We start from the raw sequence: 21,850 nt of genomic DNA on the forward strand, positions 1-21,850 counted from the left end.
TGGGCCTTCCGCGTCGGGAGACGCCGAAGGAGCCGCCATGAGAAAGCCCGCCCCGAAGGGGCCGCGCACCGCGCCCGCCACCCGCCATGCCGCCACCTCCCGGCCCGGCCCCCGGCCTGCGGCCAAGCCCAGGCCAACCCAGGCCCAAGCCAAGCCCCGGGCCGGTACCCAGGCCAAGACCGCGCCCAGGCCCGCCGCCCGTCCCGCGGCCCAAGGCCAGGAACGCCTGCAGAAGATCCTCGCCGCCGCGGGCATCGACAGCCGCCGCGCCTGCGAGCAGATCATCCTGGACGGCCGCGTGCAGGTGAACGGGAAGACCGTCACCGAGCTGGGCACCCGCGCCGATCCGCGCCGGGACGAGATCACCGTGGACCTGATCCCCATCCACAAGGAGGCCCCGGTCTACATCCTCATGAACAAGCCCAAGGGCTACGTCACCACGGTGCGGGACGACCAGGGCCGCCCCACGGTGATGGCGCTCCTCAAGGGCGTGCCGGGGCGCCTCTACCCCGTGGGCCGCCTGGACTTCAACTCCGAAGGCCTGCTGCTCATGACCAACGACGGCGCCCTGGCCCAGGTGTTGATGGGACCCGAGCACGAGATCCCCAAGGTCTACCTGGTGAAGGTCCACCGCACGCCGAAGCCCGAGCTGATGAAGGAGCTCCAGGAGGGCTTCCTGCTCAGCGGGCGGCGCCTCAAGCCCTGCCACATCGAGGTCGCCGAGAAGGGTGACAACCCCTGGCTGAAGGTGACCCTCACCGAGGGCAAGAACCAGCAGATCCGCCGCATGTTCGCCGCCGTGGGCCATCCCGTGAGCAAGCTGCGCCGCGTGCAGTTCGGCCCCCTGGCCGATCAGTTCCTCAAGCCCGGTGCCTGGCGCTTCCTGAGCCCCCAGGAGATCGCGGCGATCAAGAGCCTGTAGTTTCCTGGTCATCGACGAACCTCGGCCAACCGAGGGGCTTCAAAAGCCTCCACGAAGGGCACGAAGAAGAGCGCAAAGGCCACGAAGACCAGCGCCAGCGTTCCGTCTCAGGACATCCGCAGGGTGCCTTCGTGACCTTCGTGGAGATCTTTTTGACCCGAGGCCCGACGAGAGGCAGGTAGTGATTTACAGGAGCGACGAGATCGCCCCGCCGTCCACCGCGAGGGTGCTGCCGGTGATGTAGGAGGCTCCGGGGCCCGCCAGGAAGGCCACGGCCTCGCCGAACTCCTGGGGCTCGCCATAGCGCCCGGCGGGGATGCGGGCGCCCTGCTCGGCGCGGATGTCCTCCATGGACCGGCCGCTGGCCTTGGCGGCCTCGCCGTCCAGGAAGCGGACTCGGTCGGTGTAGATGCGCCCCGGCGCCACGCAGTTCACCGTGATGCCATCCTTCGCCACCTGGCCCGAGAGGGTCTTGGCCATGGCCGTCACCGCGGCCCGCAGCGAATTGGACAGCACCAGCGCGGGGATGGGCTGCTTGACCGCGCTGGAGGTGATGAAGAGGATGCGCCCCCAACCCCGTTCCTGCATGCCGGGCACCACGGCCCGGGCCAGGCGCACCGCGGGCATGAGCAGCGCGTCGAAGGCACCCTGCCAGGCGGCATCGTCGAAGGCCATGAAGGGGCCGGGCTGGGGCCCGCCCGTGTTGGAGACCAGCACGTCCACGCGGCCGTAGGCGCCCAGGGTGGCCTCGATCACCCGCTGGACATCCTCGGCTCGCCCGAGGTCGGCGACCAGGGGCAGCACCGCGCGGCCCGTGGCCCGGCGGATCTCCTCCGCCGCCGTCTCCACAGAGGCCTGGTTCCGGCTGCAGATGGCCAGGTCGCAGCCGGCCCGCGCCAGGGCCTCGGCCGAAGCCCGGCCCAGCCCCTTGCTGGCCGCCGTCACGAGTGCCACCTTGCCTTCCAGTCCATGAGCCATGGGCATCCTCCTGGATGGCATTGTGGCACTCCCGGCCGGGGGACGGGGCCGGGATCAGGCCAGGTGCAGGCTCCGCACCGCCAGGAGGATCTCCCTCAGGAAGAACACCAGGGCCGCCACGAAGGCCGCCATGGCCAGGATGAAGAGCGAGGCCACGGGCACGGCGATCGCCACCTTCAGCACGGCCCCCAGGAACACGACGGCGATGCTGACGCAGACCAGCAGCGCGGCGGTGGTGCCGCAGGTGATGGCCAGGTTGATGAACCGCCGGCGCCGCGCCAGGGTGTGCATCTCGTCGTGGATGGCCCGGTGCCGGCGCTCCGGCGCCTTCTCCAGGAGATCCTTCAGCGCCCGGGCCCGGTCCACGATGCGCGCCAGCCGCGTGGACAGCACGCCCAGGATGGTGCCGATGGACGTCAGCAGGAACACCGGCGCCACCGACAGCTGGATGACGTGGGAGATGTCGGAGATGGTCTGGGGCGAGACCGGGGTGGGACTGGGCATGGGTCTATAGCTATCAGCTATCGGCTCTCAGCTGTCAGCTAAAAACAGGCCTCGGCCCATTCTTTCGCTGACAGCTGATAGCCGACAGCCCCCTAAAGCGCCTCTTCCTCGAAATCCAGCATGTGCCCGCTCTTGCGGGCCTTGGTCTTGAGGTAGCGCAGGTTGTGGGGGTTGGAGGCCAGCTGGTGGCGCTCCCGCTCCACCTCGATGCCGGCGGACTCCAGGGCCCCGATCTTCCGGGGATTGTTGGTCAGCAGCTTGACTTTGGTGATGCCGAAGAACTTGAGCATCTCCACGGCGCAGTCGTAGGTGCGCAGATCATCCGGGAAGCCCAGGGAGTGGTTGGCCTCCACGGTGTCGAGGCCCTGCTCCTGGAGGGCGTAGGCCTTGAGCTTGTTCAGGAGGCCGATGCCGCGACCCTCCTGGCGGAGGTAGAGCACCATGCCGCCGTGCTCGGCCACGTGGCGCAGCCCCTCTTCGAGCTGCTGGCGGCAGTCGCAGCGGAGGCTGCCCAGCACGTCGCCGGTCCAGCACTCGGAGTGGATGCGCACCGGGATGCGGCGCCGGGCATCGATCTCGCCGGCCACGATGGCCAGGTGCTCCTTGCCCGTGGCGTGCTCCAGGAAGCCGTAGACCGTGAACTTGCCGAAGATGGACGGCACGTTGGCCTTGGCGATGAAGGGGACCTTCTCCGCCTGGAGCTTGCAGAACAGTTCGAGTTTCGGGGCGCTGCTGGGTTCTTTGGGGGCCATGGGGTTCCGGGAGAAGGTGCGGCTGATCCATTGGATGCCGCCCAAGGGGAAAATGAAGTCTGGGACCAGAGCCTTTTCAGGGCAACCCGTCCGGTCCCATCCCTGGCTAGACCATATCGCGTTCCATCTGGGCCAGCACCGCCGCCTCCACCTGGGCGATGAAAGCCGGCAGGGGCATGGCAGCCTTGGCGCCGGAGGCCAGGCGGTGGCCTCCGCCCCCGAAGAGGCGGCAGACCGCGTTCACGTCCACCTGCTCGCGGGACCGCAGGCTCACCTTGGCCCGGCCGTCCGCGGCCTCGGAGAACAGGGCGGCCACCTCTACGCCCTTCAGCTTGCGGGGCTCCTCCACCAGCTCGTCCAGATCCTCATGGGTGGCGCCGCAGGCGGCCAGGTCCGCGGTGGTCACGGCCACGTAGGCGAAGCGTCCCCCATCCCGCATCTGGAGCCCCTCCATGGCCCGGCCGAAGAGCTTGAGCTTGGCCGGGGTCGCGGTCTGGTAGAGGGCGTTGTAGGTGCGAGCCGGATGGACGCCCTGGGCGATAAGGTCGGCGGCGGCCTGGTGGATCTTGGGCGTGGTGTTGGAGTGGCGGAAATTGCCTGTGTCGCTCACCATCCCCGCGTAGAGGGCCTGGGCCATGACCGGAGGCAGGTCGCCTCCGAGGCGGGGCCGCACCAGGTCGTAGACCAGCTCGGTGCTGGCGCTGGCCGTGGAGTCCGTGAACTCGTCGTCGAAGCCGTGGGGAGCGTCCTTCAGGTGGTGGTCCAGGCAGGCCCGCTCGGCGCTGGTGCCCTCGAAGGCCGCGAAGAGCGCGCCCATGCGGTGGGGCTCCGAGGCGTCGATGAGCAGCCAGGCATCGGGCCAGGCCGCCAGATCCCGGTGGGCGCCGGCCGGCTCGTAGGCCTCGATCCAGCCCTCCGGATCCAGGAAGCGCAGGTTCTCGGGCAGCGCCGGCGCCACGACGATGCGGGCCTCCTTGCCCCGCCCCTTCAGGTGGGCGGCCAGGGCCACGGCCGCGCCCACGCCATCCCCATCGGGGTTCTCGTGGGTGGTGAGAAGGAGCCTGGCGTGGTTCTCGAGAAAGTCGGCAAAGCGATCCAGCATGAATCCTGACCTCGGAAGTCAGGATATCAGAGGTGCTCCTTTTTACTTTCGAGGCTGCCCGGCTTGAAGGCCTTCAGCTCGTGCACCACCTCAGCCAGCAGCGCCCGCTTGAGGGCGTAGGGCAGGAAGGCGCTCTTGAAGCCCATGATGATGAGCTCCTTGATCTCCTCCAGGGTGAAGCCCAGCTCGTCGTGGATGACCTGGAGCTCGTGGCTCACGGTGGTGTTCGTCACCATGCGGTTGTCGGTGTTCACGGTGACCCGCAGGCCCAGGTCGTAGAAGAGGCGGATGGGGTGGTCGGCCATCTTCTTCACGGCCTTGGTCTGCACGTTGCTCGACGGGCAGCACTCCAGCGGGATGCGGTGGTCGTTCACGTAGTTCAGCAGGTCGCCGTCCTCGATGAGCCGCACGCCGTGGCCGATGCGGTGGGCGCCGCAGAGGTGGATGGCCTGGTGGATGCTCTCGGGCCCGTAGGCCTCGCCCGCGTGGAGGGTGCAGTTGATGTTGTTCTGGAGCACCCGGCCGAAGGCCTCCTTGTGCCGCTTGGCGGGGAAGTTCTCCTCGGCGCCCGCCAGGTCGAAGCCCACCACGCCCTTGTTCTTGAAGGCCACGGTGAGGTCCGCCAGGCGCAGCGAGATGTCCGGCGAGATGTGGCGCATGCCGCAGAGGATGACGCCGGTCTTGATGTTGTACTGCCTCTCCGCCTGGGCCAGGCCCTCCAGCACGGCCTGCACGATGGCGTGCAGCGTGAGCCCCTTCTGCTGATGGAGGATGGGGCTGTAGCGCACCTCCATGTAGCGGACGTTCTCCTTGGCCGCGTCCTCCGCCAGCTCGAAGGCCGTGCGGACCAGGCTCTCGTAGGTCTGCATGACCGAGAGCGTCACGTCGAAGGCGCGGAGGTACTCCACCAGCGACTTGCAGTCATCGCCCACCTCCACGAAGGGGCGCAGGCCCTCCGGTGTGTCCGCGGGCAGCTTCACCTTCTGCTGCTCCGCCAGGTCGAGGATGGTGGGGATGCGGAGGCTGCCGTCCAGGTGGACGTGCAGATCCGTCTTCGGAAGGCGCTGGAGATCCTGGAGCGAGAGTTTCGGCATGGCCTAGCCTAGCGCTTCGCGGGGCAGTCAGCTATCAGCTGTCAGCTGTCAGCTGTCAGCTCTCAGTTGAAGATCGCCTCGTCCCACGCTTTCGCTGATAGCTGACAGCCGAGGGCCGACAGCTAAACATTCAGCTGGCTCATCCGGTGGGCCAGCGTCGGCGCGTCCGTCTCGCGGCTCTGGCATTCCTTGCACAGGCCGAAGATCTGGTGGCTGTGGTGCATGGGCCGGAAGCCGTACTCGTGGCAGATGGCCTCCTGGAGGGCCTCCAGGTCCGGGCGGAAGAACTCGATGATGGCGTCGCAGTTGAGGCAGATCAGGTGGTCGTGGTGCTCGTTGCTGCGCACGGCCTCGTAGTGCGCGTGCTGGTCGCCGAAGCTGCTCTTCCGCACCAGGCCGCACTGCACCAGCAGGTCCAGGGTGCGGTACACCGTGGCCCGGCTGATGGCCTTGCCCTTCTGCTTGAGGGCCATGTGCAGCTGGTCCGCGTCGAAGTGGTGGACCTGGCCGAAGACCTCCTCCACCAGCTCGAGCCGCTCACCGGTCAGCTTGAGCTGGCGCGACCGCAGAAAGGTTTCGAAGCGCTGCTGTTCTTCCGGACGTTCGGGCTTGGGCTTGCGCATGGGATCCTCGGTAGGAAGTCTATCCGGTCCACCCGGCGTCTCGTATTTTACAGATTTAAAAATACGGAGGTGATATTATGTATCCACCGTATACATAGTGGAGTCGTCATGGCCATCGTCATTATCCAATCTCCAAGTCTGTCAGCCGACCAGAAATCCCGTATCGGGGAGCGGGTGATCACGGCACTCCAGCAGGAAGGCCTGGCCCCCGGCTCCGTGGTGATGCTCTTCCGCCCCGAGCGGGGCGACATCTACCTCGACGGCATGCTCGTGCAGGCCCAGGCGCCTGCGGCTGTGCAGGCCCCCGCGCCGCCTGCCCCCAAGCCCTCCGCGCCGCCCCCGCCGGCCGCCCCGCCGGCCTTCAAGGCCAAGGCACGCCGCTCGAAGACGGAGCTGGAAGATCTGAAGCAGGACCTCATGCACCTCCTCCAGGACAAGGGCTCCCTCAGCAGCTTCGAGGCCCAGGTGGCCCTCGACCTCAAGGATTGCGACTGGGCTCCGGCGACCCTGCGCCGCCTGTTCACCGAGCTTGAGGAGACCAAGCTGATCTCCAAGAGCGGCCAGAAGCGCGGCACGCGCTACCTCTGGAAGGGCATCGTCAACACGCCCCAGTCCACGCCCATCGTGAAGCTCGTGAAGGCGGATTCCGACGAGGCCTGATGCCCTCCGGGGGTCCCGCGCTACGCGCACACCCCCGGCCCCCCCGCGCAGAGAGCCGGCAGAGCCGGCTCTCTGCTTTTGTCCCGGGGCCGTGCCACACTCGATCTATGGAATGGTTCGCCTGGGACTTCGACCACCCTGCCTACTTCCAGATCTACGCGGACAAGGCCGCGGACGCCGCCACGGAAGGGCCGGCACTCGCGGCCCTGCTGGATCTGCCGCCGGGCAGCCGGGTGCTCGACCTGCCCTGCGGCTGGGGGCGCCTCCATCCGCACCTCCGCGCCCGCGGCCTGGAGGTGGCGGGTGGTGACCTCAGCGCCCTGAACCTCCGGCGCCACGCGGCGGAGCAGCCCGCCCCCCTCGCCCGCCTGGACTTCCGCGCCCTGCCCTTCCGCGATGGCTGCGCCGACGGCGTCTTCTGCGCCTACACCAGCTGGGGCTACTTCGCCACGGAGGCGGAGAACCTCCGCCAGCTGGCGGAGTTCGCCCGGGTGCTGAGGCCCGGCGGCGCCCTCCTCCTGGACCTGGCGGGCCGGAAGTTCCTGCGGAACGCCGTGGCCGACGTGGAGGGGGAATGGCTGGAGTTCCCGGAGGAAGGCTACGAGGAACGCGCGACCTGGACCCCCGATGGCCGGCGCATCCGCACCGAGCGCCGCTGCCAGGGCCAGGCCTTCCGCCACGACATCTGGATCCCCACGGATACCGAGGTCCGCGCCTGTCTCGCGGAGGCCGGCTTCGGCGCCCCGGCGGCCTACGGCGGCCTGGATGGGCGCGCCTGGACCGGGGATGCGGAACGGTGGATCTACCGGGCCCTCAGGCGGTGACGCCCCGGGTGGCGAACAGGTAGGCGCCGAAGCCCAGGCCGCAGAGGCCCATGGCCAGCGGGAGGCCCAGGCCCTGCACCAGGGCGCCGCCCACCAGAGGGCCCACCATGAGGCCAACGGAGTAGGCCAGGTTCAGGATGGAGAAGGCCGACGCGAAGCTCTGGCTTCCCTGGCGCTCCACCTGGTCCGCCACCGCGGGGCTGCTGGGACTCATGATGAAGCTGGCCGTGCTGCCCAGGCCCATCATGGCCAGCGCCACCATCCAGGGCCGCGGCAGCAGGACCGGGAGCGGGATCAGCACGAGGGCCAGGCACAGCCCCATGCGCAGCACCCGCACCCGCCCGATGCGGTCCGAGAGCCGGCCCATGAGGGGCGAGGTGAAGGTGTGGGCCAGGGCCGCCGCGGCGAAATACAGGCCGATCTGGGATGGGGACTGGCCCAGGCGGCGGTCCATGTCCAGGGGCAGGGTGGACTCCAGCAGGGCCCACAGACAGGAGCCCAGGGCCATGGCCCCAGCGAAGACCCGGATGGTTGGATTGGACAGCAGCTGTCGGAAGGGTAGCCGCGGCCCCCGGTCCGGCTCCACCTCGGGCAGCAGGAAGGCCCGGCCTGCCGCGTCCAGGCCCACCAGGACCGCGCCCAGCACGAAGGGGGAAGCGGGGCCGGCGTGCTGATCGAGGAAGCCGGAGAGCGGCGGCCCGATGAGCACGCCCAGGTTGGCGGCGGCGAAGGCCGTGCCCATGGCCCGGCCGCGGGATTCGCTGGGGAAGTGGTCCGCCAGCAGGGCCATGCCCGGCAGCCAGGTGGCGGCCCCGGCCACACCCTGGAGGAAGCGGGCCAGCACCAGCAGCCAGTACTGCTTCGAGAGGGCGAAGACCAGGGTGGTGATGGCCAGCCCCGCCAGCCCCCACAGCATGGGCGCCTTCCGGCCCACGCGATCGGTGAGGATGGCCACGGGGAAGGTGGCCGCCAGCAGGGCCACCGCGTAGCTCCCGAAGAGGATCCCCACCTCCATCGGGTTCAGGTGCAGGTCCCGCGCGTACCGGGGCAGCAGCGGCACCAGCAGGTAGTAGAGGAGCATGTCCACATGGAAGGCCAGGGCCGTCACGAGGAGGGCGGCGGTGGGGGGAGCGGGACGGCGCATCCCCCCACTATCGCATCCCGCCCTCTCCGCCCTGGCCTTCAGCCCCGCGCCATCTCCACCTTCGGATAGGCCGCGCGGAAGCCGCAGGCCTCATAGGAGCGCTGGCTGGCGGTCCCCGGCGCCGTGGAGGCGCACGCCAGGTCGCAGCCCCGGTCCCGCGCGAAAGCCAGCCGCGCGGCGATGAGGGCCTGCTGAAAACCCCGGCCTCGGAAGCGCGGGAGCACGGCGTCGCCTGACAGGAGGGCAACCCCATCCACAATTCCCAGCATGCCGCCCCCGGCGGGCTCCTCGCCCGCAAAGGCCAGGAAGCCCCAAGCCTCCGGGACGCCCAGCGGCATCTCGAAGGGTGGTGTCAGGTCCCGCCAGGCATCGCGCTCCTGGAAGCCCGCAGCCACCAGGCGGTTGAAGGTTCCGGCCTCGGCCGGTTCCGCCAGACGGATCCGCGCCCCACCCTCCGGCGGGAGCGCAGCGTCGAGCCCGCGAACCCAGAGCTGCTGGAAGGCCTGGAGCCGGTAGCCGCGCCGGGCCAGCATCGGCCAGAGGGACGGATCGGCGGCAGGGCTCAGCTCCAGCACCGTGGGCGCGCCGAGGAAGCCTTCGACGGCTTCCAGATCGGATTCGGCGAGGGGCCGGGTCAGGCCCAGCGCCTGGTTGAGGGGATGGCTCTCGCCGCGGAAGTGCGCGAAGCCGCCGCCCACCGGCAGGCTCCTGCCGCCGGCGGCCTGGTTGAAGCGTTCGTTCTGAAGGACCTGGGCGCGCTCGAGGCGGCGGGCCAGGCCGAGGGGATCATGGAACATCGGAATCTCCGGAATGGGATGGTCCGCCCGCCCGAAGGCGCGGCGGCAATGCCTGCGCAATGCGCCCTTGCGTCAGCCCAGGCGCAGGGCCCCGGCGCCAAGTCCAGGCGCGGAACAGGAGCGATGGCGGAAGCGGGTCAGAGGCCTATCCGGAGAAGCCATCAGCGTAGCCGAACCTTCGGGGGAATCGTCAAGCAGAGGCCCGGCTTTGCCGGGCTGAGCGCGAAGGTCCGGGGGGAGGCTCCGACTCCGCGAGCTCGCGAGCGGGAGCACGCAAGGCGTGCGTCAGGCGGAGGCGCGCAGCGCGCCGATAGATCCTTGCAGCGCATGCGCTGCAAGGTGAACCCCCGGAGAATATAAACACGGCCCCCTGGCGGGGGCCGTGGTGGATCGGTAAGCCGGGTTCTGTCGCGGGGCGTCATTCCTCTGGGATGGATGTCGCCACCCACCTCTAGCGACCTACCCGCCGGCTCGGTCGGGTCAACCCTCGCCGCTTGCGCGGTGCGCCGGCCTATTTGGTCTTGCTCCCTGGGGGGTTTACCGTGCCCGTCCTGTTGCCAGTCCGGCGGTGGGCTCTTACCCCACCGTTTCACCCTTGCCTGTGATCCGAGGATCCATCGGCGGTCTGCTCTCTGTTGCACTTTCCGTCGGGTCGCCCCGCCCTGGTGTTGCCAGGCCCAGCACCCTGTGGAGCCCGGACTTTCCTCTGCCCTTGCGAGCAGCGACGCCCTGATCCACAAGGGTCGAGGCTAGCACGAACTAGGCATCCTCCGGCGCCGCGATCAGGGCGGGCATCGCTTCCGACCTCGCCCCCTTCACCGCATCCAGCACGCTCGTGGCGCGATGGAACGGCAACGAAGGATGGACCCGCAGGACCACCTTCCCCGTGGTGGCGCGGAGCAGCCCGGGCAGCTCCGCGAGGGTGATCGTCGCGCCGTCCATGGCGAGCGTGCCGTCCGCCGCCAAGGTGAGACGGATCAGGGCCGGGGCCGGCCCGGTCCCGCTGCGGGGCAGGACCGTGGCCAGGGCGCGGGGCAGGGCCGGCACCAGGGTGATGAACACGATGAGCAGGACCAGGACGATGTCCACCAGGGGCGTGACATTGATGTCGCTTCGGAGTCTCCCGACCATGGCCGCCTCACCTCAGCCGGAAGTTCAAGGTGAGCCGGAAGCTCGCGGCCACCGGACGGCCATCCATCTGGGCCGGCTCGAAGCGCCACTGCCGGGCGGCCTGCAGAGCGGCGTCCTGCAGAGACGCGGGGCCGTCGAGGACGCGCACCTGCATGGGCACGCCCCGCTCGTCCACGACCATCATCAGCACCACCGTGCCCTGGACCCGGGCCCGGCGGGCCAGCTCCGGGTAGAGGGGATCCACACGATGGAGGATGGCCGGCGCGGAGGCCGTGAAGTCGTGGATCTGCGGACCGGTGCCGGTTCCCGTGGGCCCGGGCGCAGGCACGGCGGGTCCCGGAAGGGCGGGCCCCACCCCGGGTGTCTCGTGGCTGCGATCCACCGTGGACAGGCCATCCGCGGGGACCTGGGGATCCTCCTCGCGGCTGGGAGCGGCGGCGTGGGTGGCGGTGGCCTCCCCGCCTCCGCCCCCGGCGGGCGCGGGGGCCGTGCGTTCGAGGGGTCTCGCCCGCGGGGGCCCGTCGAGCTCCACCGGCCTCCAGGGAGGGGCGGGCGGGAGGATCGGTGCCAGGACCGTCTTCGGCCCGAGCGAGGCGAGCGCGATGGCCCCACCTGCGAGGAAGAGGTAGACCAGGCCGGACAGCGCGGCCGTGCGCCGCAGATCGGAAGCCGGGGCGGCGGCGAGGATGGCGTGGGGCTGGAGGGTGGGCGGCAGGTCCGGGCAGGCAAGCCCCCGGCCGCGCCGGAGCGCGAAGTTGGACATGGTGTCTCCTGTGGGTGGCGTTCCGTGGCCTCCCGCAGTCCCGCCGCCACCGGAGTGGAAGCTGGTTGGCGGCAATCCCGGGCCCTGGATCACACACCGTCTGGAGGAGGTCCAAAGATCGCTTGCATCAGGTATCGGCGCCGCGGCGGCCCTGTCAACCCCGTCCAGGCCGCATCAAGGCCTCATACCTGCGGTAGGGGCAGCGCCCAGCCCTTCCGCTGGAGGTCCTCCAGAATGAGCCAGGCGGCCCAGTGGGGGTCTCCGTCTCCACCCAGCACCTCGGCCCGGAAGCGGGCGCGGGGGGCCACCAGGTCCGGGTGCGGTGAATCCGCCATGCCCTCGCCGGATTGGAAGAGCCGCAGGAGCAGGGCCTCGGGATGGGCATGGCCCAGCCCCGCCGCGCAGAGGACGGCGCCCCCTTCCCCCTCCTCGGCGCCGGCCTCGACCAAGCGGTCCAGCAGGCTCCGGAGTCCCGAGGCATCGGCATCCAGACCCACGCAGCGGACCTTCGGCCGCCCCTCCAGGCCCTGCTCCACCTCGGCCTCCGCCAGCCTGGGACAGGGAGGCCGCCGCCCTTCGTAGGGCAGCCAGAGCATGAAGCTCTCGTGCTGGGGATCGTTGCGGACCCAGGTGTGCACCAGCCGCATGAGGCCAAGGCGGCTGGACCGGTCCATGTCGGGCCCGCACCAGAGGAACGGCTGGACGGGAACCGCCCTCGGCTCCGCCTCCCGGAAGGGCGCATCCCACTCCGCCGGATCCACGGCCAGCTCCAGGCCCAGGCCCGCCAGGAAGTGCGGGAACCCGGGGTACGAGAAGGGCAGCCGCAGGTCCACGCCGGTCTCCGCGACCCGCACGGCCGTGCCCGGCAGGCAGGCCTCCAGGGCACTCTCCCGGAGCACCTCCTGGAGCGCCTGCCGGTGGTCCTCGGTCCTCAGCCCATCGATCAGGTCCAGCCGCCAGGTCTTCGCTTCCGGATCGCAGGACCAGGCCGCCAGGGCGGAGGCTTCAGGACGCCCCAGGGCATCCTGCCCCAGCAGGAGCAGCCGGAGCCCGCCTGCGGACTCCCGGCGGCCCAGGGGCGGGAGGGGGCCTCCCGCCTCCAGCAGGCGTGTGCGTCGCTCGGCCCTGGCCCAGACCGCCCGGTTCCAGACCGGTTCCCCGGCTCCCTCCATGCCGAGCAGGCAGGCGAGGTCGCCGGAGGCGATCTGGCGGTAGGCTTCGCTCTGGCGCAGCTTCTGGTGCCCGTCGAGGATCTCCCCGATCTCCTCCACGGTCCTCCGGCTGGCCCTGGAGAGTTCCCTGCCCACATCGGCCATGTGCCGGCCGGACCGGAACAGCTCCTCCACCCCCACGGCGGCCTTGGCCTCCACGCCCCATTGCCGGCCCAGCGCCTCCCGGAAGGCCATCGAGCATCCGCCGACCTCCGCGAGGGACCTCCCCGCCCGTTCCGAGGCTGCGCGGACCTGCTCCACCAGCCCCGCATGGGCCTCCAGGGCGCGCTCCAGGTCCTGGCCCTGCCGGTCCACATGGCCTGCCGCCAGGAGGAGCTCCTGGAGGTCCGTGCCGAGGGCCTGAACCACCTCCTGGAGATCCCACAGCCCGCTGCTCTCGCGCTCCATGCCCCGCTGGTGCTCGTCCAGGGCGCGCTCCAGCTCCGCGGTCCCGCGGGAGGTCTGGTCCGCCAGGCCGCGGAGGCGCCCCCCGATGGCCTGCATGCCCGCCGCGCCCCCGCCCTGCTGGGCCAGGATCGCGGCGTTCACCGCCAGCAGCCCCGTCTGCTGAGCCGCCTCGCCGATGGCATGGATGGCCCCCTGGGCTCCCCCGAAAGCCAGGATGCGACGCTGCGACTCCACCCTGAAGGCCTCGATGCGCCGGCCCAGGGCCTCCAGCTGATCCCTCACGCCATCGGCGGAGGTCCGGAACCTCCGGAGCTGCTCCCCGCGGGCCTTCACTTCCTCCATGAGCCGGGGCGCGTGGGACGACAGCCCCTTGACCGCCAGGTCCAGGCGCTCGCCCTGCCGGAGCCCGGCGTCCGCGAGCCGGCCCAGCGCCTCCTCCTCCTTTTGCAGGCGCGGGAAGGTGCCCCGCAGCTCCGTCAGCAAGGTCTCGATCTCCCCCAGCCGCCCCTGGGCCTGTTCCACCGCCGTCCAGAAGGTCCGGCCCAGGAGCTGGTACTGGCCTGCCCGCAGCCGCTGATCCAGCTCGATCCGATCGAACCTCAGGGAGCCCTCCACGGTCTCCCTCAGGTCCCGGCCGTAGGCCGCCAAACGCTCGCCCGCCCCGGTCCGCGCCGCACGGTCCACCATGGCCTGCCGCTGGATCTCCGCCAGCAGGCCATCCAGATCCACCCATTCCCGGGCCACGGCCCGGTGGATGGACGCCAGCTGCTCCCCGACCCGGCGGTTCTCCTCCAACAGGGCGTTGAGGGCCTCCACCACCTGGCGGGTCTCGGGATCCAGGCCCGCCGGGGGCGCCATCCGCGCGTGGTCACCCTGGAGGATGCGCGCAGCCCAATCGGACAGGAGGCTCTCCGGGGCCAGGGCCTGCTGCCAGGCGTACCACCGCCGCCCCAGCAGGACGAGGCCGGCGGCCGCCATCATCAGGATCGCCGCCTCCCCGGGCTTCAGGGAGTCCGAGGCCCTGAACAGGAAGTAGGCCACGATGCCCAGGAAGGGGAGCACGGCGAGGTCGGCCGCCCAGCGGCGGGTCCCGCCATCCCATCTCGTCAAGAAGCCACCCAGCCGCATGTCCACCCTCGAACCATGGCATCCCATCGTCGCCTGGGCCGGCGGAGGCAAGTTCAGATCGTTCGCCAGAGCACGTCGTAGCTCCGGAGGCCGCCCCCCAGCTCCTGGAGGAGCCGGGCCCGCAGGAGGGCCGTGACGGCTGCCTGGCCCTCGTCGCCGGGATCCAAGCGGGGGGCGGTCTCGGCGCCGCTGGTGCGCAGCCGGCGCAGGTATTCCCGGGCGCCGGGGGGCAGGGCCTCGGCCGGATCCACGGCCGTGCAGGCCGTGCAGCACCAGCCCTGGTCCGGGTCGAGGAGGGCCAGGGGCGCCGTCTCGTTCCCGCAGCGCCCGCAGACCCGCGGGTGGGGCAGCAGGCCCAGGCAGTGGAGCAGCCAGTGCTCGGCGTAGGCCAGGATGCCCAGGGCATTGTCCGGGTCGGCCTTGAGGGCCCGGCCACAGGCGCTGAGCAGGCGGTAGAGGCGGTCATCCTCCACGCCCTCCCGGGCCACCCGGTCGAAGAGGTCCGCCAGGCAGGCCATGACGAGGCTGCACTCCAGGTGGCCCAGGGTCAGCGGGCTGAAGGCCAACTCGCAGCGGGTGACGCGCTTCAGCTCTGTCTGCTCCTTGCCGAAGAAGCTCACCTTCACCATGCCCAGGGGCTCGAAGGCCGCCACCCACTTGGCGGTGGGCTTCTTCACGCCCTTGGCCAGGCCCGACAGCCGCTCCCCGTGCTCGGACAGGAAGGAGACCACGGCCCCGCCCTCGGCGAAGGGCACAGCCTTGAGCACGATGGCGGCGTGGGTCCGGATCACCCCTCCAGTCTGCCCTGTTTCGAACGGTAGACTGGTGCGATGCGCGCATCCATCCTTCTCGTGGCGGCTCTCGGCGGGCTCCTCCTGGCCGCCCAGGAGGCGCCGGTCCGCACCTACCGCCAGTGGGTGGGCGACCAGGAGGTGGGCGGCGCCTCCCAGGAGGCGAAAGCGGGAAACGGCGCCCGGGAGGTGCGGAACCGCGAGTGGATGTCCCTCTCGCGCCTGGGCCAGGAGATCCGCCAGGAAGTGGATCAGACCGCCCGCCGCGCCCCGGACGGCTCCATGACCTTCACCTGGCGGCTCCAGCTGTCCAAGGAGCCCTTCGAGGGCCGGGCGGAGTGGTCCCCCAGGGAGCCGGGAACCCTGAGCCTCCACCCGCTGAACGGCGCGGCCCTCCGCACGCAGGTGCCCGAGGGCGCCCTGCTCTGGCCTGAAGACCTGGACGCCCGGCTCATGGAGGCCGCGCGCCTGCGCCGTCCCGTCACGGCCATCACCTACTCCTTCCCAGTCCAGCAGTGGAGCACCCTCGCCCTGGCGCCCGCGGGACCGGATCCGCTGCCGGGCTTCCCCGACGCCGTGCGCTTCACGGGACAGGAGACCCAGGGGGCCTCGGCCACGCCGGTGGAAGTCTGGATCTCGCCGAGCCAGGGCGAGCTCCGCCAGCGCACGGAGCTGGGCGGCCTCGCCATCCTGATGCAGCGGGCGGAGCTTCCCGCCCCCCGGGTCCGGGCCGGCGCGGCGGAGGGTTTCTTCGAGCGCACCCTCCAGACCCTGCCGCCCCACCCCTTCCAGCCCTGGCTGAAGAGCCTGACCCTGCGGGCCGAGGGCCCGGCACCGGACCTGCCCGGGGATGCCCAGCAGGTCCGGCTGCCGGGAGGGCGCTGGCGCCTGAGCCGGGCGGCGGAACCCAGCGCCGCCGAGGCGGCCCAGCTCCCCGTGGCGGGGAGGCCCCCGGCCTCGGAGGCCCGCTACCTGGCCCCCAGCCCCCTGGTGCCCTTCCGGGACCCGGCCTTCGACGGCCTCCTCCGGCGCCTGGCCCTCCCCCCGGGCCTGCCCCGCTGGGAGCTGGCGAAGCGCGTGACCGCCTTCGTCTTCGACTGGATCACCGACAAGGACTTCACCGTGGGCTTCGCCTCGGCCCTGGAGGTCTGCCGCTCGCCGCGGGGCGACTGCACCGAGCACGGCGTGCTGGCCGTGGCGCTGCTGCGGCGCCTGGGCGTGCCCGCCCGGGGCGTGACGGGCTGGGTCGGGCTCGAGGACACCCTGGGCCTGCACTTCTGGGTGGAGGTGAAGCTGGGGGACCGCTGGGTGCCCGTGGACCCCACCTTCGACCAGGCGCCGGCCTCGGCGCTGCGCATCAAGCTGGGCGACACGGACCTCTCCGACCTCGGCAGCGTGGGCTGGGAGGGAGCGGCCCTGGCCTTCTCCGGCATCCGCTGGGTCCCCGAGCGGGAGGGCTCCTCACCCTGGGGCAAGGGCACCCGCCTGGAGGGCGACTTGGTGACGGCCTCGGACGGGAGCCGCCTGCGCCTGCCCGGCGGCCAGTGGCGCCTGGACCAGGGCATCCTCACCCTGAACCGCACCTGGACCGTGGAGGCCACGCCGCGCCCCGGGCAGGCCCAGCTGAAGGGAAATCGCCGTCTGGCGGGACCCCGGACCCTCAGGGAGGGCTGGTGGGATCCGGCGGCCCGCCGCCTGTGGATGGACCTCGGCCAGGGCCGCTGGCTGCGCCTGGATGGGGTGTCCGAGGTGGCCGCCTACCAGCTGCTGGATCAGTTGATGGCGCCCACCAGGTCGTCCTGAATCCCCTCCTGCTGGAGGCAGTGCTCCCGCAGCCGCTCCAGCCAGAGCGAGACGTTCAGGCACTCCTGCTCGTCACAGCAGCTGGTGAGCTGGGTGGCCATGACCCGCACGGGCTCATCCAGGCGCTCCATGAGGCGGCGCCCCTTGGGCGTGATGACCACGCGGCTCACGCGGCGGTCCTTGGGATCCGCCACCCGCTTGAGCAGGCCCTGGGCCTCCAGGCGGTCCACCAGCCGGGTCACGTTGGCGAAGCGGTAGATCATCCTCCGCTCGATCTCATAGATGGGGTGGCCCTTGGCCGGCCCGCCCCGGGCGATGCGCAGGACGTTGTACTGCTGGATGGTGAGGCCGTGGGCCTCGAAGAGCCGCTCCTGGACGCGGACGACGGCCTCCCGCGTCAGCATGAGCTGGAGCATGAGCTGGACTCCCGGGGCCGGGAGTGTCGACATCTGGAGTTCTTCCTGCAGGGACATGGCGGGCCTCTCGCATTTCTTTGCCGGCAAGGATCACGCCTTCCATGGGATTCTGGAAGGTCTTAGGAGCCCTTCTTGCCTTCTATCGCCCTGAGTTTGATCAATGTCACGAAACGGTACGGCGCGACACCCATTCTGGAGGGACTGAGCCTCGGTCTCTTCCAGGGCGAGAAGGTGGGCCTCATCGGCCGCAACGGCGCGGGAAAGAGCACTCTGTTCCGGCTCCTGTCCGGCGACGAGAGCCCCGATGCCGGGGAGGTGGTGGTCACCCAGGGCCTGCGCATCGCCCGCCTGAGCCAGGAGCCCCACTTCGTCCCCGGCGCCAGCGTCCGGCAGGCCCTGGAGGCGGCCCTGGGAGATCACGCGGCCCTGCTGGCGCGCCACCAGGCCATCCACGAAGGGCTCCATGGCGCCGAGGGCCAGGCCGAGGCCCGCCTCCTTGACGAACTGCAAAGTGTGGAACATCAGATCGAGCGCTGGGGCTGGGATCTCGAGCCGCGCCTCAAGGCCGCGGCCACCACCTGGGGCCTGGAGAACCTCGAGGCCGAAGTGGAGTCCCTGTCCGGCGGCTGGCGCAAGCGCGTGGCCCTGGCCCAGGCCTGGCTCAAGGAGCCGGACGTGCTGGTGCTGGACGAGCCCACCAACCACCTGGACCCCGACCAGGTGGAGAAGCTGGAGGCCTGGCTCCAGGCCTACCAGGGCGCCCTCCTCCTCATCACCCACGACCGGCACCTCCTGGACGCGGTGGTGTCACGCATGCTGGAGCTGGATGAGGGGACACTCCGCAGCTACGAGGGCGGCTACAGCGACTACCTGCTGGAGAAGTCGGACCGGGAGTTCCGCGAGGCGCGGCTCACGGAGCACATGCAGAACCGCCTGCGCCGCGAGATGGCCTGGCTGCGCCGCGGCGCCAAGGCCCGCACCCGCAAGTCCAAGCTGCGCATCCAGGAGGTGCTCGACCTCAAGGACACCGTGGAGGACCGCACGCGCCTGGAGGTGCGCCAGGGCCTCTCCTTCGCCGCCGGCGGCAACCGCAGCGACGCCCTCATCCGCGCCGAGGGTCTGCGCTTCGCCTACTCCGGCGGGCCCGAGCTGCTGGACGGCCTCGACCTCAGCCTCCAGCGCGGCATGCGTGTGGCCCTGCTGGGCCCCAACGGCTGCGGGAAGTCCACCCTGCTGAAGCTGCTGCTGGGTGACCTGGAGCCCGCCGGAGGCGAGGTGGTCCGCCATCCGAAGCTCGCCACCACCACCATCTCCCAGGGGCGCGGCGAGCTGGACGGCGGCCGCAGCATCCTCGACAACCTGGCGGACCGCGCCGCGGTGGTCAGCTCCGGGAACGGCACCGTGCTGGCCCACGTCTACCTCACCCGCTTCGGCTTCCCCGTGGACCAGCAGGCCCGGCCCGCCGCCACCCTCAGCGGCGGCGAGCGCAACCGGCTCCTCCTGGCCAAGGCCATGCTCAGCCCCGCGGACCTGCTGGTGCTGGACGAGCCCACCAACGACCTGGACATCCCCACCCTCCAGAACCTGGAGGAGGCCCTGCTGGGCTTCCAGGGCACGCTGCTGCTCGTGAGCCACGACCGGTTCTTCCTGGACCAGGTGGCCACCCACACCCTGGCCTGGAACGCCGCCGGCGCGCCCCGCTGGGAGCTCTACGAAGGCGCCCCCTCCACCGTGCGCAGCCTGCGGGAGGCCCGGGCCGCCGCCCAGGAGCCCCCGAAGGCCGAGGCCCCCCGGTCCGGCGCGAAGGCCGAGCCCACCCGGGCCCGCAAGCCCGGCCTCTCCCAGAAGGAGCAGCGCCGCCTCGCGGAGGTGGAGCTGGCCCTGGAGGGTCTCCATGCCCGCCAGGCCGCGCTTGACGGCATCCTGGCCGACCCTGCGGCCTTCCTCCGCCCTGACGCCCCGGGGCACCAGGCCCTGAAGGACCGGGAAGCCCTCAAGGCCGAGCTGGAAGTCCTGGAGCTGGAATGGCTGGAGCTGGAGGAGAAGCGCCAGGAAGGCTGATCCCATCACAAGTTGACCTTCGGGCGGGCGGGCCCGGGGCCTTTTCGCTACCCTGTTTTCTGGACTTTTTTTGGAGTGCCCATGCGCCCGATGCCCTTCCTCCTCCTCCCCGCGGTGGCGCTGGTGGCCCAGAGCCCTGCCCCCGTGGACCTGACCCAGAAGTTCAACACTGAACTTCCCGGCATCAACCAGATGCTCAAGAACTACCAGGCCGCCGAGGCCATGGCGAAGGTCGAGGGCATGATCCCCGCCACCCGTCCCGCCTTCAACGGCGCCAACCTCCAGACCATCGGCCAGAGCATGGACAACGCCCAGGGGCTGCTGTCCTTCTACCGCCTGTGGGCCAACGCCGCCTCCGAGGCCGGCCAGTGGGAGAAGGCCGTCGAGATCCAGCAGAAGCGCCTCAAGACCGCCCAGGACATCAAGGCGGACCTGGAGAAGGCCCAGGCCCCCCTCGCCGCCCAGTGGGAGAAGGCCGCCAAGGACTCGCAGGACTACATCGCCAAGGGCGAGCCCCGGAAGAAGGAGCTCGAGCCTGTGATCAGCGCCTTCAAGGCCGAGTACGAGGAGCTGAAGTCCGGCAAGAAGAAGCTCACCAAGAAGGAGGCCGACGAGTTCAACGCCCGCGGCGCCAAGATCGGCCAGGACGAGCAGGAACTGGCCCAGATCAACGCCGCCCTGCCCGTCCACAAGCAGAACCTGGCGAACGCCCCCAAGGTGCTCAAGGTGATCGCCGACAACCGCAAGGAAGCCGACGGCATGATCAAGGCCGCCGAGACCTCCGTGGCCAAGGCCAAGGAGGTGCTGGCCACCCAGAACGACGAGATCACCAAGTTCAACACCGAGCAGGTGATGAAGAAGGTGAAGATCGTCGGCAAGAAGAACTGGGTGGATGCGGTGCTCCGCAACCACGAGAACATCACCAAGCTGAACGGCGCCCAGGCCCAGGCCGCCTTCCTCAACCGCCTGCTGGTGCTGGATCCCGGCAACGCCACGGCCAGCAAGGCCCTGGACAACCTGAAGCAGGGCAAGGACGCCTTTGCCAAGGATGCCAAGCCCGCCAAGAAGGCCGGCAAGAAGAAGTGATCAAGCCGCATACGTACCGGAGGGAGCGACCATGAGCCGCCTCGGATTCCTGCTTGCCTGCGCGCTGAGCGCCAGCCTGGCCGCCAGCCTGGGCGCCCAGAGCCTCACGGACCGCTTCAAGGAGGTCCGGGGACCCTGGGAGATCCAGCTGGACCGGGGGGACGCCACCTCGGTGCGCCGGGGAGTGGAGGCCCTCCTGGGCCGCGAGGGGCTTACGGTCAATCCCTCCGACTACAACGACATGCACGCCCTGACGGCCCTCCGCAGCATGGCGGCCCGGGCCTGCGTGGCCGAGGGCAGCTGGGAGGACGCGGTCGTCCATCTGCAGAAGGCCCAGGCCGCCGCCGAGGAGAACCTCGCCACCGCGGAGCCCCTGCTGGCCAAGACCCGCGCCGAGCATGAGGTCAAGGTCCGCGAGTTCCGGGACGCCATGGACAAGCAGGCCCCCCGGCTCCGGGAACTGGACGAGGCCCCGGGCCTCAACCAGGACCAGATGAAGCTCCGCCAGCAGCTCCGGATCTTCATGGACGAGCAGAAGGCGGCCCTGGCCCACAGCGAGCGTGCCCTCAAGGACATCGACGGCATCCTCGATCGGCTCCGCCAGACCAAGGCCAGCACCACCAAGGCCGCCGCGGACTGGAAGGCCTTCCTCGAGCGGGAGAAGGCGGAGATTGCCGAAGCCGGCGGCACCACGCGCTTCGTGGCCGGGAAGGTGGAGCAGGTGAAGGCCGACGATGCCCGCCCCCGGCAGGAGCGCCTGGCCTACGCCCGCCGCCTCCAGAAGCTCGACCCCGCCAACAAGGATGTCACCCGCCTCCTGAACGGCCTCATGGGCAAGGAGGAGGAACCCGCCCCCAAGCCCGCAAAAAAGCGGAAGGCGAGGAAGTAGCCTTTCCCATCCTCCAGAAAAGAAGAAGCGGCCCCGGGGCCGCTTCTTCTTTTCTGGAGCAGTGGACGGCGCTCAGAACACGAAGCCGAAGCCCACCTTCACGAAGTCCGTGGCGGGGGGATCGCCCGCGTCCACATCATGGCTGGTGAGGGTCTTGTGGAAGGTGGCCTCCAGCGTGAACCGGGCGCCGGCATCGTAGCCGAAGCTGTGCCCGAGGCCGATGGAACCGCCCATCCGGCTCTTCCGGGTGGTGTCCGTGTAGTCGTAGAGGGGGTCGCCGAAGCTGCGATCGAACTGCTCGAAGTCCGCGGAGACGCCCACCACGAAGTAGAGCCCCCGGTGCCGGTAGGCGGTGCCGTCGGGGAAGATCTGCAGGTCGCCGCCCAGGTTGAACTGGGAGTGGCGCAGGTTGATGGTGGTCTCGCCGGGGGCGCGGTTGGTCCCGTTCTCGGCGGAGCCGCTCAGGTTGAGGCGGATGGCCAGGCTGCGGTCCACGGGGAAGCTCACCGTGAAGCTGCCGCCCAAGCCCACGTCGTAGGTCTCCTTCTGGGGGGGGATGGTGTACCCGGCGGAGGGGCTGTAGTAGGCGGGGTAGGTCTTGCTGGAGAACTCCCCGGTGGGAAACAGCAGGTTCAGGCTGAATCCGATGTGCGGGCTCTGGGCGCGGAGCGCCCCGCCCGAAGCGAGGAGCAGGGGGAGCAGGAGCATCGTGGTTCGGCGCATGGGGCCTCCAGTGGGTGTGGCAGGGATGCTACGGAGCGAA

Annotated in this window: 21 protein-coding genes and 1 other RNA gene; 7 read left to right on the forward strand and 15 right to left on the reverse strand. The window is 70.5% G+C overall.

Annotation, left to right across the window (positions count from 1 at the left end):
• The first annotated feature begins 37 nt into the window (after positions 1–37).
• Positions 38–922, forward strand: coding sequence for a pseudouridine synthase (locus tag G398_RS0114300; RefSeq protein ID WP_211229101.1), 885 nt, complete (start codon positions 38–40; stop codon positions 920–922).
• A gap of 186 nt (positions 923–1,108) precedes the next feature.
• On the opposite strand, the gene G398_RS0114305 is transcribed toward G398_RS0114300, so the two are convergent.
• The 6 genes from G398_RS0114305 to G398_RS18725 form a co-directional block, all read right to left on the reverse strand.
• Positions 1,109–1,900: an SDR family oxidoreductase gene (locus G398_RS0114305; protein ID WP_026854104.1), complete on the reverse strand. Its 792-nt coding sequence runs from the start codon at positions 1,898–1,900 to the stop codon at positions 1,109–1,111.
• 54 nt (positions 1,901–1,954) lie between these two features.
• Positions 1,955–2,404, reverse strand: a complete 450-nt coding sequence (locus G398_RS0114310) for a DUF2721 domain-containing protein (protein ID WP_043485494.1) — start codon at positions 2,402–2,404, stop codon at positions 1,955–1,957.
• Between the two features lie 92 nt (positions 2,405–2,496).
• Entirely contained in the window at positions 2,497–3,156 is a 660-nt protein-coding gene (gene ribA / locus G398_RS0114315) for a GTP cyclohydrolase II (RefSeq protein WP_084512797.1), read from the reverse strand.
• A gap of 106 nt (positions 3,157–3,262) precedes the next feature.
• The gene (locus G398_RS0114320; protein WP_026854107.1) at positions 3,263–4,258 is read right to left on the reverse strand and encodes a DHH family phosphoesterase; all 996 of its coding nucleotides are present in this window, start codon (positions 4,256–4,258) and stop codon (positions 3,263–3,265) included.
• Between the two features lie 26 nt (positions 4,259–4,284).
• Positions 4,285–5,352 carry an adenosine deaminase gene (gene add / locus G398_RS0114325; protein ID WP_026854108.1) on the reverse strand — a complete coding sequence of 356 codons (1,068 nt, stop codon included), beginning with the start codon at positions 5,350–5,352 and terminating at the stop codon, positions 4,285–4,287.
• 122 nt (positions 5,353–5,474) lie between these two features.
• Positions 5,475–5,975, reverse strand: coding sequence for a Fur family transcriptional regulator (locus G398_RS18725; protein ID WP_052572055.1), 501 nt, complete (start codon positions 5,973–5,975; stop codon positions 5,475–5,477).
• 108 nt (positions 5,976–6,083) lie between these two features.
• Here G398_RS18725 and G398_RS18730 point away from each other — a divergent pair, with 108 nt between their 5' ends.
• Together G398_RS18730 and G398_RS19960 are read left to right on the forward strand one after the other, a co-directional pair.
• On the forward strand, positions 6,084–6,635 hold the full coding sequence (locus tag G398_RS18730; protein ID WP_157492436.1) for a hypothetical protein: 552 nt from the start codon (positions 6,084–6,086) through the stop codon (positions 6,633–6,635).
• Positions 6,636–6,742: 107 nt separating this feature from the next.
• Positions 6,743–7,459 (forward strand): class I SAM-dependent methyltransferase, encoded by a 717-nt coding sequence (locus G398_RS19960; protein WP_052572056.1) that lies wholly within the window; start codon positions 6,743–6,745, stop codon positions 7,457–7,459.
• Here G398_RS19960 and G398_RS0114345 read toward each other — a convergent pair.
• The 7 genes from G398_RS0114345 to recO all read right to left on the reverse strand — a co-directional run bounded on the left by G398_RS0114345 (position 7,449) and on the right by recO (position 14,832).
• A complete protein-coding gene (locus tag G398_RS0114345) occupies positions 7,449–8,603 on the reverse strand; it encodes an MFS transporter (protein WP_026854109.1) in 1,155 nt (384 codons plus the stop codon). The two genes, G398_RS19960 and G398_RS0114345, sit on opposite strands and share 11 nt — an antisense overlap.
• Before the next feature lie 38 nt (positions 8,604–8,641).
• The gene (locus G398_RS18740) at positions 8,642–9,400 is read right to left on the reverse strand and encodes a GNAT family N-acetyltransferase (protein WP_043485499.1); all 759 of its coding nucleotides are present in this window, start codon (positions 9,398–9,400) and stop codon (positions 8,642–8,644) included.
• Between the two features lie 378 nt (positions 9,401–9,778).
• Positions 9,779–10,141, reverse strand: an RNA gene (rnpB, locus tag G398_RS20020) — RNase P RNA component class A.
• Positions 10,142–10,159: 18 nt separating this feature from the next.
• On the reverse strand, positions 10,160–10,531 hold the full coding sequence (locus G398_RS18745) for an ExbD/TolR family protein (protein WP_052572057.1): 372 nt from the start codon (positions 10,529–10,531) through the stop codon (positions 10,160–10,162).
• A gap of 7 nt (positions 10,532–10,538) precedes the next feature.
• Positions 10,539–11,294: an energy transducer TonB gene (locus G398_RS19965; RefSeq protein WP_026854110.1), complete on the reverse strand. Its 756-nt coding sequence runs from the start codon at positions 11,292–11,294 to the stop codon at positions 10,539–10,541.
• A 182-nt stretch (positions 11,295–11,476) separates the two neighbouring features.
• Entirely contained in the window at positions 11,477–14,023 is a 2,547-nt protein-coding gene (locus G398_RS0114365; protein WP_157492438.1) for a methyl-accepting chemotaxis protein, read from the reverse strand.
• A 71-nt stretch (positions 14,024–14,094) separates the two neighbouring features.
• Positions 14,095–14,832 carry a DNA repair protein RecO gene (gene recO / locus G398_RS21110; protein ID WP_026854112.1) on the reverse strand — a complete coding sequence of 246 codons (738 nt, stop codon included), beginning with the start codon at positions 14,830–14,832 and terminating at the stop codon, positions 14,095–14,097.
• A 39-nt stretch (positions 14,833–14,871) separates the two neighbouring features.
• Between recO and G398_RS0114375 the strand changes: the two genes are divergently transcribed.
• On the forward strand, positions 14,872–16,635 hold the full coding sequence (locus G398_RS0114375) for a transglutaminase-like domain-containing protein (protein WP_026854113.1): 1,764 nt from the start codon (positions 14,872–14,874) through the stop codon (positions 16,633–16,635).
• On the opposite strand, the gene G398_RS18755 is transcribed toward G398_RS0114375, so the two are convergent.
• On the reverse strand, positions 16,605–17,084 hold the full coding sequence (locus tag G398_RS18755) for a MarR family winged helix-turn-helix transcriptional regulator (RefSeq protein WP_169720677.1): 480 nt from the start codon (positions 17,082–17,084) through the stop codon (positions 16,605–16,607). The genes G398_RS0114375 and G398_RS18755 overlap by 31 nt on opposite strands.
• A 99-nt stretch (positions 17,085–17,183) precedes the next feature.
• Here G398_RS18755 and G398_RS0114385 point away from each other — a divergent pair, with 99 nt between their 5' ends.
• The 3 genes from G398_RS0114385 to G398_RS0114395 all read left to right on the forward strand — a co-directional run bounded on the left by G398_RS0114385 (position 17,184) and on the right by G398_RS0114395 (position 21,087).
• Positions 17,184–19,112, forward strand: coding sequence for an ABC-F family ATP-binding cassette domain-containing protein (locus G398_RS0114385; protein ID WP_026854114.1), 1,929 nt, complete (start codon positions 17,184–17,186; stop codon positions 19,110–19,112).
• Between the two features lie 81 nt (positions 19,113–19,193).
• Positions 19,194–20,198 carry a hypothetical protein gene (locus G398_RS0114390; protein ID WP_026854115.1) on the forward strand — a complete coding sequence of 335 codons (1,005 nt, stop codon included), beginning with the start codon at positions 19,194–19,196 and terminating at the stop codon, positions 20,196–20,198.
• Between the two features lie 31 nt (positions 20,199–20,229).
• Complete coding sequence (locus tag G398_RS0114395; RefSeq protein ID WP_026854116.1) at positions 20,230–21,087, forward strand: hypothetical protein; 858 nt, start codon at positions 20,230–20,232, stop codon at positions 21,085–21,087.
• A 72-nt stretch (positions 21,088–21,159) separates the two neighbouring features.
• Here the strand turns inward: G398_RS0114395 and G398_RS0114400 are convergent, their stop codons facing one another.
• On the reverse strand, positions 21,160–21,810 hold the full coding sequence (locus tag G398_RS0114400; RefSeq protein ID WP_026854117.1) for a hypothetical protein: 651 nt from the start codon (positions 21,808–21,810) through the stop codon (positions 21,160–21,162).
• Positions 21,811–21,850 lie beyond the last annotated feature (40 nt).

Source organism: Geothrix fermentans DSM 14018, assembly GCF_000428885.1.
GTDB lineage: Bacteria > Acidobacteriota > Holophagae > Holophagales > Holophagaceae > Geothrix > Geothrix fermentans.

Bases quoted from the DNA above. Each gene is read 5' to 3' on its own strand.
- G398_RS0114300 (WP_211229101.1), top strand. From the start codon at position 38: ATGAGAAAGCCCGCCCCGAAGGGGCCGCGCACCGCGCCCGCCACCCGC.
- G398_RS0114305 (WP_026854104.1), bottom strand. From the start codon at position 1,900: ATGGCTCATGGACTGGAAGGCAAGGTGGCACTCGTGACGGCGGCCAGC.
- G398_RS0114310 (WP_043485494.1), bottom strand. From the start codon at position 2,404: ATGCCCAGTCCCACCCCGGTCTCGCCCCAGACCATCTCCGACATCTCC.
- ribA (WP_084512797.1), bottom strand. From the start codon at position 3,156: ATGGCCCCCAAAGAACCCAGCAGCGCCCCGAAACTCGAACTGTTCTGC.
- G398_RS0114320 (WP_026854107.1), bottom strand. From the start codon at position 4,258: ATGCTGGATCGCTTTGCCGACTTTCTCGAGAACCACGCCAGGCTCCTT.
- add (WP_026854108.1), bottom strand. From the start codon at position 5,352: ATGCCGAAACTCTCGCTCCAGGATCTCCAGCGCCTTCCGAAGACGGAT.
- G398_RS18725 (WP_052572055.1), bottom strand. From the start codon at position 5,975: ATGCGCAAGCCCAAGCCCGAACGTCCGGAAGAACAGCAGCGCTTCGAA.
- G398_RS18730 (WP_157492436.1), top strand. From the start codon at position 6,084: ATGGCCATCGTCATTATCCAATCTCCAAGTCTGTCAGCCGACCAGAAA.
- G398_RS19960 (WP_052572056.1), top strand. From the start codon at position 6,743: ATGGAATGGTTCGCCTGGGACTTCGACCACCCTGCCTACTTCCAGATC.
- G398_RS0114345 (WP_026854109.1), bottom strand. From the start codon at position 8,603: ATGCGCCGTCCCGCTCCCCCCACCGCCGCCCTCCTCGTGACGGCCCTG.
- G398_RS18740 (WP_043485499.1), bottom strand. From the start codon at position 9,400: ATGTTCCATGATCCCCTCGGCCTGGCCCGCCGCCTCGAGCGCGCCCAG.
- G398_RS18745 (WP_052572057.1), bottom strand. From the start codon at position 10,531: ATGGTCGGGAGACTCCGAAGCGACATCAATGTCACGCCCCTGGTGGAC.
- G398_RS19965 (WP_026854110.1), bottom strand. From the start codon at position 11,294: ATGTCCAACTTCGCGCTCCGGCGCGGCCGGGGGCTTGCCTGCCCGGAC.
- G398_RS0114375 (WP_026854113.1), top strand. From the start codon at position 14,872: ATGCGCGCATCCATCCTTCTCGTGGCGGCTCTCGGCGGGCTCCTCCTG.
- G398_RS18755 (WP_169720677.1), bottom strand. From the start codon at position 17,084: ATGTCGACACTCCCGGCCCCGGGAGTCCAGCTCATGCTCCAGCTCATG.
- G398_RS0114390 (WP_026854115.1), top strand. From the start codon at position 19,194: ATGCGCCCGATGCCCTTCCTCCTCCTCCCCGCGGTGGCGCTGGTGGCC.
- G398_RS0114395 (WP_026854116.1), top strand. From the start codon at position 20,230: ATGAGCCGCCTCGGATTCCTGCTTGCCTGCGCGCTGAGCGCCAGCCTG.
- G398_RS0114400 (WP_026854117.1), bottom strand. From the start codon at position 21,810: ATGCGCCGAACCACGATGCTCCTGCTCCCCCTGCTCCTCGCTTCGGGC.